The sequence below is a fragment of the Lacipirellula parvula genome, from assembly GCF_009177095.1.
Taxonomy (GTDB): Bacteria; Planctomycetota; Planctomycetia; order Pirellulales; family Lacipirellulaceae; genus Lacipirellula; species Lacipirellula parvula.
Genome location: NZ_AP021861.1, coordinates 5,653,986 through 5,667,949, shown reverse-complemented (window position 1 = coordinate 5,667,949; position 13,964 = coordinate 5,653,986). Strand labels below are relative to the sequence as shown.

The 13,964-nt window shown below is 62.8% G+C and carries 9 protein-coding genes; 1 reads left to right on the top strand and 8 read right to left on the bottom strand.

Annotated features, from left to right (window positions below):
* Positions 1 to 176: 176 nt before the first annotated feature.
* The 4 genes from PLANPX_RS22185 to PLANPX_RS22170 all read right to left on the bottom strand — a co-directional run bounded on the left by PLANPX_RS22185 (position 177) and on the right by PLANPX_RS22170 (position 8,985).
* Positions 177 to 3,311, bottom strand: a complete 3,135-nt coding sequence (locus tag PLANPX_RS22185) for an ELWxxDGT repeat protein (protein ID WP_172992252.1) — start codon at positions 3,309 to 3,311, stop codon at positions 177 to 179.
* A gap of 205 nt (positions 3,312 to 3,516) precedes the next feature.
* Positions 3,517 to 6,567 (bottom strand): ELWxxDGT repeat protein, encoded by a 3,051-nt coding sequence (locus PLANPX_RS22180; protein WP_172992251.1) that lies wholly within the window; start codon positions 6,565 to 6,567, stop codon positions 3,517 to 3,519.
* Positions 6,568 to 6,865: 298 nt separating this feature from the next.
* Positions 6,866 to 7,576 carry a class I SAM-dependent methyltransferase gene (locus PLANPX_RS22175; protein WP_152100838.1) on the bottom strand — a complete coding sequence of 237 codons (711 nt, stop codon included), beginning with the start codon at positions 7,574 to 7,576 and terminating at the stop codon, positions 6,866 to 6,868.
* Positions 7,577 to 7,707: 131 nt separating this feature from the next.
* Entirely contained in the window at positions 7,708 to 8,985 is a 1,278-nt protein-coding gene (locus tag PLANPX_RS22170) for a hypothetical protein (RefSeq protein ID WP_152100837.1), read from the bottom strand.
* 258 nt (positions 8,986 to 9,243) lie between these two features.
* Between PLANPX_RS22170 and PLANPX_RS22165 the strand changes: the two genes are divergently transcribed.
* The gene (locus PLANPX_RS22165; protein WP_198421797.1) at positions 9,244 to 10,671 is read left to right on the top strand and encodes an alanine/glycine:cation symporter family protein; all 1,428 of its coding nucleotides are present in this window, start codon (positions 9,244 to 9,246) and stop codon (positions 10,669 to 10,671) included.
* Between the two features lie 44 nt (positions 10,672 to 10,715).
* On the opposite strand, the gene PLANPX_RS22160 is transcribed toward PLANPX_RS22165, so the two are convergent.
* The 4 genes from PLANPX_RS22160 to fabG all read right to left on the bottom strand — a co-directional run bounded on the left by PLANPX_RS22160 (position 10,716) and on the right by fabG (position 13,758).
* A complete protein-coding gene (locus tag PLANPX_RS22160) occupies positions 10,716 to 10,943 on the bottom strand; it encodes a type II toxin-antitoxin system Phd/YefM family antitoxin (protein WP_152101967.1) in 228 nt (75 codons plus the stop codon).
* A gap of 132 nt (positions 10,944 to 11,075) precedes the next feature.
* Complete coding sequence (fabF, locus tag PLANPX_RS22155; protein WP_152100836.1) at positions 11,076 to 12,314, bottom strand: beta-ketoacyl-ACP synthase II; 1,239 nt, start codon at positions 12,312 to 12,314, stop codon at positions 11,076 to 11,078.
* 171 nt (positions 12,315 to 12,485) lie between these two features.
* Positions 12,486 to 12,725: an acyl carrier protein gene (locus PLANPX_RS22150; RefSeq protein WP_152100835.1), complete on the bottom strand. Its 240-nt coding sequence runs from the start codon at positions 12,723 to 12,725 to the stop codon at positions 12,486 to 12,488.
* A 274-nt stretch (positions 12,726 to 12,999) separates the two neighbouring features.
* Positions 13,000 to 13,758, bottom strand: a complete 759-nt coding sequence (gene fabG, locus PLANPX_RS22145) for a 3-oxoacyl-[acyl-carrier-protein] reductase (RefSeq protein ID WP_152101966.1) — start codon at positions 13,756 to 13,758, stop codon at positions 13,000 to 13,002.
* Positions 13,759 to 13,964: the final 206 nt, after the last annotated feature.

Sequence of the window (13,964 nt, the reverse complement as noted above, 5' to 3'; positions counted from 1 at the left end):
CTTGGTCTGCTCGTTCCGCAGCGATGAAATCGCTTCGCCGCCGTTGAGCCAATGCCGACAAGCTAGTCGCCTTGGCGGGTACGGGCAAGCTCAGGTCGACTCGGCGCGGGCGATTTCGACGTCATCAAGCCGCCGGGCGGGGAAGAAGCAGACGCTGCTGGGCGCGGCATGCCTGATCAGGTTGGCGTCCGCAAGCTGGTCCGGCCGCGGCGGCGATTGACGCCCCAAGACTCGGTCGCCGATTCGATCGTTGACACTCGCGAGAAATCTCCAGCGGCGAATAAGGCGTCTCGCGCAGCGAGACGCGACGAGGTCGCCCCAGCCTCGGTTGTCGAGACGGCGGCGGCGGTGGCGTTGAATTCATCAATTTCAAACTCGTCGGCTGCCGTGATCGCCGGAGCCACGAACGCGGCGACCGCCGCCGAGCTCGCCGCGGTGCTTGGCGTTGAAGAACCGAAGTGGTTCTTCCACACGTCGAGATCGCTAGCGCCAACGGCGCCGTCGCCATCTCCGTCGGCGCCGCTTCCCGCGGGCGTCGCTGCAGAACCGTAGCCGCGCTGCCATGCCAGGAAGTCGGCCCCGTCGACGCGGCCGTCGTTGTTGTAATCGCCGGCAAGCGGCTCGACGGCTTCGGGACGCGCAACCCACAACTCTTGGCCGTGAACACCGTCGTTCGCGATGAAGTAAAGGAGACCGTTGATGTTCGTGAGCAAGGCCGGATCGGAACCCCCGGCGCCGCCAATCGTCGTGTTGAGGTTGCGCACCATGTAGGTGCCTGCGTCGGTTCCGTCGCTGCGCCACAATTCAACGCCGGTCGTGCTGGTGCGTGCGGCAAAGTAGAGAATGCCGTTGACGTTGACGGGCTCTGCCATCACCCCGACTTGCGAAGAAGTCGGTCCGACTTGAATGTCTTTCACGAGCACGGTTCCCGCCTCCGTGCCGTCGCTCTTCCACAACTCCTCCCCCAGGGCGCCATCGTTGGCGAAGAAGTAGACCGTGTTCCCCACAACGGTAAGTCGGGGTCTGCCCGTGAAGGCGCTGCCGCCATCGGGCCGGATATCTTTGACGAGTTGCGTGCCGTCCGCGGCGCCGTCGCTGCGCCACAATTCCCAACCGACGGTGCCGTCGTTGGCGGCGAAGTAAAGCGTGTCGCCGATATTCACAAAGCCTGGCGAATCGGTTGGCGACAGCGAATGGCCGGGCCCGATGTCTCTAACAAGAAGCGTCCCCGCCGTCGTGCCGTCGCTGGTCCACAGTTCGAATCCATGTTCCGAGTCGCCCCCGCAGAAGTACAGCGTACCGTTCGCGTTGAAGAGATTGGCCGGGGGCCAAGTGGCGAAGCCGCGCACGAGCGAAGTTCCCGCCGACGTGCCGTCCGTCTTCCACAGGGCGTAGCCGTTCACGCCGTCGTTGCCGACGAAGTAGAGCGTCCCGCCGACGTTCGCCAACGTGCCATATCCCGAGATGAAGCCGGCGGGCGCGCCGGAGGCGACGTCGGCGACCATCGTCGTCCCCGCTTCCGTGCCGTCGCTGCGCCACAGCTCGAAGCCGCCCGCACCGTCATTCGCGTGGAAGTACAGAAAGCCATTCATCTCGACGGCGTTGCTGAACCCGTTCCCCAGACTGCTCTCGACGCCGGGGCGAATGTCTTTCACCCGCAGCGTTCCCGCCGCCGTGCCATCGGTTCGCCACAGTTCCCAATCGTTGGCGTTTCCGCCGGTTGATTTGAAGAACGTAAACCCTCCGGCGACGCCGAGAACCGAATAGTGGTCCAGTCTTCCGCCGATCTCAACGAAGCTCGTGGTGCCGGGAATCGTCCCGTCGCTCGACCACAAGCCGCGCGGCCGCGCCGCGGTCGTTCCAGTGCTGCCAAAGAACCGCAGCGTGCCGTTGGCGTTGATCAGTCCGCCGACTTCCGAGGAGGAACTGGCGCCGGTGATGTCCTTCAGCATGCGCGTGCCGGCGACCGTGCCGTCGCTAACCCACGGCTCGATGCCGTAATAGCTGGAACGTCCGGCGAAGTAGAGCTTGTCGCCCGCGACGGTCAGATACTGCAACGGATCGACAATCGGAGAGGAGGGCGAGGGCGGGGGCGGGGTGTTGCTGCCGAAGACGTACGTCGCGTTCGCTTCGCCCTCGGCTAGCTTCCATAGGCTAGTACCGCCGGCGCTGTTGCCGCTGAGGAAGTAGAGCGTGCCGTTGAAGTTAACGATGTTGTCGCGATGGAGCGTACTGCCAGGATGCAGAGGAGACGGAATCGTGAGGCCAAAATACTGCGAGTCGCTCCTTCCGATCCGCTGAGTACCCGCCGTCGTGCCGTCGCTGCGCCAGAGGGCGCCGCTGGCGCCGAAGTAAAGCGCGCCATGGAATTCAGTCAAATCGAACGGGGTGCTCCCTCCAAACGGAATGGCGGTGGTTCCTGCCTCCGTGCCGTCGCTTTTCCACAGTAAGTTCAACCCAACGTCGCTGAGGCTCGTCGTGAAGTACAGAACGCCGCCTATGTTCGTCAGGTACTTCGGATTTGAACTATTCGTGCCGCCGGCGATGTCCTTCACGCGGAACGTGCCCGCTTCCGTGCCATCGCTGCGCCAGAGTTCGGCGCCGCCCGTGGGATCGTTCCCGCCGAAGTAAAGGACGTCGCCGACAAGTGCAGCCGTCTTGTCGGCGAGTTCCGACCAGGCTCCTGAGCTCCCCGGATTTATGTCTTTCACAAGCACGGTGCCCGCTTCCGTGCCGTCGCTCTTCCATAGTTCCCTGCCGTGAGTGCCGTCGTCGGCGGAGAAGAACAGCGTCCCGTTCGCGTTGAACATCGCTAGTGCGAACGATGCGAATCCATCCGGGCGGATCGTCTTGACGCGGAACGTGCCCGCTTGCGTGCCGTCGGTTCGCCACAGTTCGGAACTCGCGGCGCCGCCGCCGAAGTACCAAACGCCGTCGACTTCCGTGAGCGACGTCGCGGCGGCGACGCTCTGCCCGTTGGCGTCGAGCACAGGCGTCGGCTCGCTGCCAAATCCTTCCCACTGCCACAACGTGTAGCGGAACGGGATCGTCTCGCTCACGAAAAAGTAGAGCTTGCCGGCGACGTCTCCCGCGATGCCGCTGACGTTCAGGTTGCCTGGCAGCAGTTCGCTTAATCGTCGCGTCGCGTTCGTCGTCCCGTTGGTGACCCAGATTTGTTCGGGCTCAAACGACGACGGTCGGCTGCGGAAGTATGTCAGCTCGCCGATCTCAACGAACCCGTAAGGATTGGAATCGCCAGATTGAGGCATCGAACCGATGTCGGTCAGCATCTCCACTGTCACGGAAAGCACGCGGCGCTCTTCGAGCGTCTCAACGCGCAACGACCTGCCTTGGGGGCGTCGAGTGAAATCGGATGGACCGTACGGCATGTTGATCTGCGGTCGGGGCAACGGGCTGGCGGCGGACTGGGGAGGTGAACCTCCCCAGTCTAGTTGTTCCCGCCAAACGCTGCAATTATTCGATCGAGCGGCAATTGTCCGAATAATGCCGCGAATCTTACCGCCGCCGGCGTTTCGCTAGCCAATCGGTCGCCCCGTCATTTTCAATCGAGAACATCCTCGACACGTCGCCGATGGCGAAGAACTGATCGCGGGCGACCAAGCGTGCAGTGCTCGGCACGGTTGGCGCCGTGAACGGCGTCCGCCGCAATTCTGGCGTCTCCGTATCCACGATGGCGACCTCGTCGATGCTCAGCGTCTGCTCCGCCGTCATCGCGGGAGCCAGCAGCGGCGCGGCGATCGCCGGCGGCGCGAACGCCTCCTTCCACACATCCAAGTCGCCGCTGCCAATCGCTCCGTCGCCGTCTCCGTCGGCGCCGCTCCCCGTGGGCGTCGCTGCAGAACCAAAGTCTCGCTGCCATGCGAGGAAGTCGGCGCCGTCGACGCGGCCGTCATCGTTGTAGTCGCCTGCTTGACGAGGGAGATCGGCGACCCATAGCTCAAGCCCTTCAGCCGGGGTCGCCGCCGTTACGAACAGCTTGTTGCCCACAACGGTGATGTTGTTAGGCTGACTCCCGCTGAAGTCCCCGTTAAAGTCTTTCGTTAACACGGTTCCTTCCGCAGTGCCGTCGCTCGACCAGAGCTCGTTGTTAAAGGTCGAGTTCCTGGCGCTGAAGTAAAGCGTGCCATGAACGTTCGTGAGATCCAAGGGGATGTTTGTATCGCGCACCGGGAAGACGTCCTTCACGAGTTGCGTCCCTGCGGCGGTGCCGTCGCTCTTCCACAGCTCCGCGCCGGTCGTTCCATCATTGGCAACGAAGTAGAGTTCACTATTGAACTCAACAAAGCGCTGAGGCGCTCCACTGCCCGTTGGATTAATGTCTTTGACCCGCACCGTGCCGGCCGTTGTGCCGTCGCTGCGCCATAGTTCCGTGCCGGCTGAATCTCCGTTCGCGCTGAAATAGAGGACGCCGTTGAGGTTGAATAACTCGCTTGTATTGTAGTTCGAGGAGCTGAATCCTCGCACAAGCAAGGTTCCCGCGGCGGTGCCGTCGCTCTTCCACAACTCATTTCCGGTGCGGAAGAACAGCGTTCCGTTGACTTCAGTTATCGAACCAGGCGCCGAACCAGACTGCGGATGGACGCTCGCGATCATCGAAGTTCCCGCCGCTGTGCCGTCGCTTTGCCATAAGTTGAACGAGGACCCCCCAGTGACGAAGTAAAGCCGGTTGCCTACTTTTGTGAGCGCGGTCGGTTGGCTGCTCTCTACTCCCGCGGCGATGTCCACGACGAGCTGTGTGCCAGCTGCTGTTCCATCGCTGCGCCACAGCTCGACTCCCGTCAGGCCGTCGTTGGCAGTGAAGTAGAGCACGCCTTCAACTTCGATGAGTTGGGCAATTGAACTGCTGTCGCCGAAAGGGCGGATGTCCTTCACCAGCGTGGTTCCCTCGAAGGTCCCGTCCGTTTTCCATAATTCGCGACCAAATTCGTAGATCGCCGTGAAGTAGAGGAAGTCGCCGGCGACCAGCAACTGGCTTGGCGTCGAGCCGGCGTCTCCGGGCAGCAGGTCCTTGAACATCGCCGTTCCTGCGGGAGTGCCGTCGGTTCGCCATAGTTCGTAGCCGTGAACGCCGTCGTTCGCGATATAGTAGGTAAATCCTTTGAATGGAGTGAGTAATGCCGGTCCGGAGCTTCCCGCCAAGCTAGAAATGTTCTTCACCATTCCTGTGCCGGCTGCCGTGCCATCGCTGCGCCACAACTCGGAGCCGTTGACGCCGTCGTTGTTGCGGAAGTAGACGGCGTTCCCCACGCCCGCGAAGATCGACTCGCCCGCCAGGGGGAGACCGACGTTGAGAGATCCCGGGCCGGGGGTCGTATCAGCTACTAGTTGCGTGGTCGCGGCGGTTCCTTGAGAGCGCCACAGTTCGGAGCCGAACTCATCGGTCGTGGCGGTGAAGTACGCCGTACCGCCGATGGCGGTGAAATTCGTCGGTGCGCTTCCAGCTAGTCCTGGGCGAATGTCGGAAACCAATTCCGTTCCTGCGGAGGTGCCGTCGGTCCGCCAAAGTTCGAAGCCGTGCGTGCCGTCGTTCGCTGCGAAGTAGAGCTGGTTTCCGACAACGAGTGATTTCAGCGTGCTGGAGAATCCTGAAGCCTGTCCCGGATTGATGTCGCGGAGCAGCGTCGTTCCTGCCGGCGTGCCGTCGGTGCGCCAAAGTTCAGTTCCGAGATTTACGGAGTTTGCGGAGAACACCAGCGTGCCGTTGACATTGACAAGATTGCCAACAGGCAACTGTTCACCTCCTCCCGTATTGGTCAATTTAGTCGTGCCAGCTTCGGATCCGTCCGACTTCCATAGGTCGTTGAACGGCCCAAAATTAAAGAACTCGCTCGCGGTGAAGTACAGCGTCCCGGAAACATTTACGAGTTGCAGCGGGTTGGAGCCTGCCCGCGGATACATTCCCTGATCGCCAATATCCTTTAGCAGCGTGGTTCCCGCGGCGGTTCCGTCCGTTCGCCAGACTTCGCGACCGTGTGCGCCGTCATTGGCCACGAAGTAGAGCGTGCCGTTGACGTTGGTAAGCGACTTCATGCTCTCCAGAGCGCCGTTTGGCAACGGAACCTGAAGCCCTTCAATGTCCTTGATCAGCACCGTACCGTTGCTGCTGCCGTCGCTCTTCCAAAGCTCGTACCCGTGGGCGCCGTCATTGGCGACGAAGAAGAGCGTTCCGCCAACGTCAGTCAGGTAGCGCACAGATGAACCATTGGCGCCGGGCCGAATATCCGCGACGCGCACGGTTCCCTCCGCCGTGCCGTCGCTCTTCCAGAGTTCCACGCCGGAAGAGCCGTCGTTGGCCGCGAAGTAGAGCACGCCCCCCACATTGACGAGACTGCTCGGCGTCGAACTGAGGCCGCCGGGCTGAATGTCTTTGACGAGTTGCGTTCCTGCAGCCGTGCCGTCGGTTTTCCAGAGTTCAACGCCGCGGACTCCATCGGCTGCGGTGAAGAACACGGTGCTGTTCACTTCGACGTAGTTGCTCGGTAGCGATGACGAACTGACGTTCGGAACGACGTTCGCATCGCTGAGCAACGAGAAGTCGACGGCCATCACCCGGCGATCTTCCAGACTCTCTACGCTTAGCGAGCGAGAGTTGCGAGACGCACTCTTCGCAGCGCAGCGTCCCCGCCGCGCAGCATTGCGCTTGTAGCCCATGATATGCCCCTTCTTGAATTGATGAGAGGCGGCAGGCCGACGTTCCAGATCGTCTGCCGCAGGCGTTCAGTAAACGCCGCTGTTCTGGCAGGGAGAGACTAATCGAATTGACTTACAAATGTCAACTAAATCTCATTTCCGGCGGAAGGGCTGGCGGGAAGGGGGCAAGCGAGGCGGGGCAGCCTCCGACGCGTTAGCGCTGCCGTTTCCGAAGTTCCCAGCCGCGAAATAGCTCCTCTCGGAAGAGGGTTTTTTCGACCTTAAACCCTGCCGCCGCAATCGCTTCCATCATCCAGGCCTCCGTCTCCGGGAAGTCGGCGGTGCGGATGTGCTCGCAGGCCCGTTCGCGCTCGTCGATGGTGAGGGCCGTCCACGAATCCATCACTTCGCTGGTGAGCGCGGCGATGTATTCGTCGCGCGATTCGTCGTTCCGCCGCACCGCGTCGACCCAGAGCAGGGCGCCATTGGGTTCGAGCACGCGGGCGATCTCGGCCAGAAGCGTTTGCTTCTCCGCCGTGCTGAAATGGTGGAGCGAGTAGCTGGCCAGCACGACGTTGGCGGAGCCGGCGGGCAGTTGCTGCAGAGCGTCGAGCAAGTCGCCGCAAATGAGTTCGACGCGATCACTCCAGGCCGCGGTGCTGCGGCGGGCTTCCGCGATCGACGACTCGGCCAGATCGACGCCGACGTAGCTTGCCACCTCGGCGTCAGTGAACCCGCGAGCCGCAACGCCAGAGTCGCCGCAGCCGAGGTCAACGATTCGCAACGGCCGGCCAAATGCTCGCGCCCACTCGCCGAACGCGGCGTTGATCTCAACATGAAACATGTAGTCGCCGTCGACGACGGCGTCGTACATCGAACGCTGTTCAAACACAGCCTTCACGCTGGCGGAGTCGATGGTCGACATGGCGACGAACCTCAGACGGGCAAACGGGAACCGAATGTCCTCGTTGGACTGCCAAAGTATAGGTCGCCTAATGGGTTTGATGCAGTGGCTAAAATCGGCCACTGACTAGTCACTAGTCGTCAGTCACCGCCCTAGTACCGCCCGTGGAACGTCGGCGTCGTTTGCCGCGCCGTCATCGGAACCGCGAGCGGCGTGACGCCCGGCGTGCCGGCGACGCTCGGCATCGGTTGGTTGACGGTGCCGCTGCTTTCGACGAGCAATAGCGCATCGGCCCGCGGGGCGCTCTTGGGGAGCGGCAGGATGTCGGTGAGCGGGTTCGCCTTCTCGGGGCCCGGCGTCGCGACGACGCCGATCGACAGCAGCAGCACATGGTCGGTCGGCCAGCGGAAGCGTTCGTGCAGTTGCACGGCCGTCACTTGCGGGACGTCGATCTGCGCTTTTTGATTCGCCGCAGCCACTGACGGAACTTCGAGCTGCACCGGGATCATCTTTTCGATCTGCGACAGCTTCAGCTTCACCACGGCGTCGGTCGTCGCCGCGTCGGTCGACAGCAGCGGGCTGAACTCCAACGAAAAACCTTCGTCGATTTGGCCGAGTTCCGGTTGGAAGCCGGGCCAGGTCGTTTGGTTCGCAATGATGCCCTTCGAGTAGGTTCGCGGTCGCATCGTCGAGACGATCGACGTCTGCCCGTTGAGAACCATTTGATGAGCGGTCGTGTGTTCGCGGAAGTCGGTGCGGCTGCGCATCTCGGCAAGCATCACCGCGGCGTCTTCGCGAGCCATGATCCAGGCCTGGACGCCCGGCGACTGGACGGGGATCGGCGTCATCAGCGGAATCGCACGAGTTCGCCAGTTGGGGTTCTTCAGCGTGAGGATCCGCAGCCCGAAGCCATGGTTCTGGGCCTTCGTGCTGACAAAACGGTCGACGATGTCGGCGACCACTGCCTGCATTTGCGGCGTGTGATAAACGCGCAGCGTCTTGCGATCGGCCGAGAGGAGGCCGACTGGCGTCGAGTGCCAGGTTTCGAAACCAGTTTCGCGGAGGATCCAGTCGACGATCAATTGCTCGGGGTGAGCGCTCGACTCCAAGCGGATCGTGTAAGGGCTGATGTCATACTCGCGCCAGACTTGGCCGTGGTCGTTCGGCAGCTGGTTCGTGCCGCGGCTGACTTGGGCATGCGTGATCGGCTCGTTGGCCGCCATGGGGGTGGGCGTGATTGGCGCGGCGGCTGGTGCTCCGCCGGGCAGCGGTTGAGCTGCGGCAGCGCTCGGATCGCCGTAGCGCGAATCGGCCGTCGGCGCTGCGGCCTTCCAACCGGTGACTTCCGGCGCCTGAGCGGCGGCGCGGTCGAGCGCGGTCGGTGCGGCGCACGCGAGCGAGAGGAGGGCGAGGAGGAGTGAGCGCGACATGGATCGAGTCTCCGAAAAATCGATTCGGCGAGACGGCGGGATTGCAGGGGCGGGGAGTTTAGGAAAGCGGGCAGGGGCCGGCAAGGTCGGCCACGGGGCGGGGCCGACGCTCGTGCTTGCGCACGCTGAGAATGTTTTTGCGCGGAAGCTCGCCGCAACTCCCGGCGGCGCCAGCATTGGCATCAACCACTTGTTAAGATGCCGCTTATCGTCTGGCGGCGAGTCGTTTCCACAGCCTTCCCTGGTCAGCGAATCCCTATGCCTCAATCTGTCTCCTGGATGGACTCTCTCGCCGAGTCGGTCGACAAAATTTCGGCGACCATGTACTGGCCGTGGGCCATCTGCCTGCTGTTTGGGGTGGCCATCTTCTTCACGTTTCGCAGCGGTTTCGTGCAGGTGCGGCGGATTCGCGAAGCCTTCTCGACGATGGTCGCGTCGCAGCAGGCGGGGGCCGGCGGCGCTCTCTCGCCGTTCCAGGCGTTCATGATGGGCCTTGGCTCGACCATTGGCGTCGGCAACATCGCCGGCGTCGCGGCGGCGATCATCACCGGCGGGCCGGGCGCCCTGTTCTGGATTTGGTGCTACGGCTTCTTCGGCATGGCGGTGAAATTCGGCGAAGCGGCGCTTGGCTTGAAGTACCGCATCGCCAAGGGTGAGCAGACGCTGGCCGGCCCGATGTACTATCTGCGCGACGGCCTCGGCTCGCCCGCCCTGGCCTGGGTCTACGCCTTCGTCGCCGGCATTGCCTGCCTGCTGACGACCCCCTTCACCCAGCCGAATTCGATCGCGATCGTTATCGACAGCCAGTTCAAGAAGGCCGGCATGGACCTCGGCACATTCAACGTCGCCGGGGCGGACCTGCGGACGATGAGACTCGTCGTCGGCGTCATCCTGGCCGTGCTGGCCTGGGCGGTGTGCATCGGCGGCGTGAAGTCAATCGGCCGCGTGCTAGAGAAGCTTTCGCCCTTCAAAGTCGGGTTCTACTTGCTCGGCGGGGTGGCGGTCATCGCGATAAACATCGGCAATCTGCCGGCTGTGCTGCACGACGTCTTCACCGAGGCGTTCTCGCTGCGGCCGATCGCCGGGGCGACTGTCGGCGGCTTCATGGGGACGGTGATGGGCCAGGCGCTTCGCCTGGGCCTTGCCCGCGGGGCCTATGCGAACGAAGCCGGCTACGGCACGGCAGCCGTGGTTTACGGCGTGGCAAAGAGCGATCGGCCCGAGCAGCAAGGGCTCAATGCGGTGATGGAAGTGTTCATCATCACCTTCATCACCTCGACGATCAGTGCTCTCACGGTCTTGCTGACTGGCGTCTGGAAGCTCGACGGTATGGAAAGCTCGGCCGCCGTGGCCGAGGCGTTCAATACCACGATTCCGACCGCCGGCGGCTGGATGGTAGCGTTCTCCGTGCTGCTGTTCGGCTACACGGCGCTGGTGGGTTGGTCGTTTTACGGCGAGCAGTTTCTCGAGTACCTGTTCGGCCGGCGGATTGTCATGCCGTACCGCTGGCTCTACTGCCTGCTGGTGCCCATCGGCGCTGTGGCCAAGGTCGACCTCGTGTGGGCGTGGGGCGACATCCTCAACGGCGCGCAGGTCTTCCCGAACTTGATCGGGATCGTGGGCCTCAGCGGCATCGTGGCGAAGTTCGCATTCGCACCGAAGGTCGACAACGCGGCCAAATCATAAAGCCGCGGGCGTCGCCTGCGGTGAAGCACGCGCGACTCTGCGCCTTAGCTCAGAGCCAGTTCGGCATAGCGCGAGAGGTTCGGCATCGGCACGCTGCTCGCCCGCTCTTTGCGGGGCTTTGGCGTGGCGGCGATCGTCGGCGGGACGATGCGGGCGACGGCCTTGCCGTGCCGCATGATGGTCACTTCTTCGCCGGCCTCGATCCGTTCGAGGAGTTCGAAGAAGCGGGTCCGGGCGTCGAAAGCGCCAACGTTCGTATTCGGGAGAGACATCGTATCGATCACCTGCGGTACGTCTTGAGCTGTGCAACTCTAGGTCGCACTCGTACCAGGTCAAATCGATTCGCCGCAAGGCCGTTCCGAGGAACGCCTTCCAGAATTGGGCCGACCTACGAATTCCCGCAACTACTTCAAAAGCCCGGCGATAATCGTGGCGTTGTGGCCGCCGAAGCCGAAGCTGTTGCTCATCACCGCACTGATTTTGCGCTGTTGAGGAACCTTCGCGGTGTAGTTCAGATCGCAGGCCGGATCGGGATTCTCGAGGTTGATCGTCGGCGGGCAAACCTGATCGCGGAGGGCTAGCAGCGAGAAGATCAACTCGACGCCGCCGCTCGCGCCGAGCAGGTGGCCAAGTTGGCTCTTCGTGCTGGAGACGTTGAGCTTGAAGGCTTGATCTTCGAAGACGCGCTTCACGGCGACCGTCTCGGCCTTGTCGCCAAGCGGGGTGCTGGTGCCGTGGGCGTTGATGTAGTCGATGGCGGTCGGATCGAGCTTCGCATCGCGGAGGGCGTTGCTCATTGCGCGAGCCGCGCCGGTGCCGTTTTCATCGGGCTGGGTGATGTGCCCGGCGTCGGCGCTGGCGCCGTAGCCGAGGACTTCGCCGAAGATCTTCGCGCCGCGGGCCTTCGCGTGTTCGAGCTCTTCGAACACCAGGATGCCCGCGCCCTCGGAAAGGACGAACCCATCGCGATCGGAATCGAACGGCCGGCTCGCGCGAGCGGGGTCGTCGTTCCGTTCCGAGAGGGCCCGCATGTTCGAGAAGCCGCTTACGCCAATGGGCGTGATGGCCGCTTCCGCGCCGCCGGTGACCATGACGTCGGCGTCGCCGTATTGGATGGCCTTGTAGGCGTCGCCCATCGCGTTGGTCGCGCTGGCACAGGCGGTAGCGATCGCGTAGTTCGGACCACGCAGGCCGAAGCGGATCGAGATCTGACCGCTCGCGGCGTTCAGCATCAGCTTCGGAATGGTGAACGCGCTAACGCGGTCCGGGCCTTTGAGGATCAGCCGACGCTCTTGCTCTTCGATCTCGTTGAGCCCGCCGATGCCGGAGCCAATGATGGCTCCGCACATGTAGGGATCTTCCTTCGAGAAGTCGAGTCCCGACTGCGCGACGGCGTCGATGGCAGCGACGAGCGCGAACTGCGTGAAACGATCGACTCGCTTCGCGTCCTTCGCATCGACGTAGCCGTCGGTCGTCCAATCATGGACGTCGCCGCCGAAGCGCACTTTGTAGTCGGCAGTGTCGAAGCACTGCAGCGTATGGATACCGCTTTGCCCCTCAAGGATGCGCTGCCAGAGCTCCTCAACTTTGCAGCTGAGGGAGGTGACGGCGCCCATGCCTGTGACAACGACTCGTCGTTTCATCGCTTCGTAGGGAGTACGGATTCTGAGCCTGGAGTCCAGTCGAAGGCAGCGACCGAGTCGAGGCTCAGGCCCTCGTCGCTGCAGCGTTACCGCTGCTGATATTATCGGCGCGTCGGACCCATTGGGCCAACGTCAGTCTGCCCCCGGCGATCCGCACGAACCTGCTGCCAGCTAGCTCTTCGAGTTTTGCTCGATGAAGGCGACCGCTTGGCCGACCGTTTGGATCTTCTCGGCGGCGTCGTCCGGGATGTTGATGTCGAACTCTTCCTCGAGTTCCATCACGAGTTCGACGGTGTCGAGCGAGTCGGCGCCCAGGTCGTTCACGAACGACGTTTCAGCGGTGATCTTGTCCTTATCGACGCCGAGTTGCTCGGAGACGATGTCCGTTACGCGTTCCATGATCGAAGCCACGCTGAGTTCCTCCCTACAAATTCCAGTTGATTCTATATGTCTCGATTTGGGGAAACGGCGTCGTCAGAAGACGATCGCGAGGCTCCTCAAAATCCGTTTTGGTAGTCACTGTTCCGGCTGGCGCCGGCATGCTGGGCCATCCCGCTGCTATCCTTGCAAGCCCTGTAAGATAGAGGGGGCTTGCGAAGGAGGTCAAGATATAACGTCTCGTCGGGGGGCTGTCCAGGTCGCCCCCGGTCTGCGGAAACGACGCAAACTGCCGCAAACAGGGCCTCTACGCGGTCATCCCGCCGTCGACCGTGATCACCTGGCCAGTGATGTAGCTGGCCGAGTCGCTCGACAGGTACAGGACCGCATCGGCCACCTCGTCGGCCTCGCCGATCCGCTGGGCCGGGATCCGCTTCTTCACCTCGTCGATGATCGCCGGGCCAAGGGCCTCGGCCATGTCGGTGGCGATGAAACCGGGGCAAATCGCGTTGACGGTGATCTTCCGCTTGGCGAGTTCGCGGGCCACGGTTTGCGTGAACCCGATGATGCCCGCCTTGGACGCCGAGTAGTTCGACTGGCCTGGGTTGCCGACGAGACCCGAGACGCTCGACATGTTGATGATCCGGCCCGAACGCTGCCGCATCATCACCTTGGCGGCGGCGCGGCTGAACAGGAAGACCGACCGCAGGTTGGCGGCGATCACCTGATCCCAGTCGTCGTCGCTCATGATCGGCAGGAGCGTGTCTTTGGTGATGCCGGCGTTGTTCACGACGATGTCGAGGCGGCCATGCTGCTCGACGACGGCGTCGACCGAGGCCTGAGCGGCGTCGGAGTTCGTCACGTCGCACGAGTGGATCGAGGCCTTCCCGCCGGCCGCGGTGATCTCGGCGGCGGTCTCCTTGAGCTTCTCTTCGTTGCGGGCGAGGCACGCGACGGTGGCGCCAGCCTTGCCGAGGGCGATGGCGATCGCCTTGCCGATGCCGCGCGAAGCGCCGGTGACGAGGGCGACTTGGCCGGAGAGGTCAACTTGAATGCGACGGTTCACGTCTGCCATGGCGTTTGCCTGTTTGTTTGGAAGTTCTTTTGCTTAACCGCCAAGGACGCCAAGGACGCCAAGGGGTAATTGAACCACGACGGCACGACGAGCACGACGGAATTCAGTTAATGACGAATGACGAAATCCGAATGACGAATGAAATGCGATAACTGCCAGTCGCTCGTCTTTTTGGCTTTCGTCGTGTCCGTCGTGTC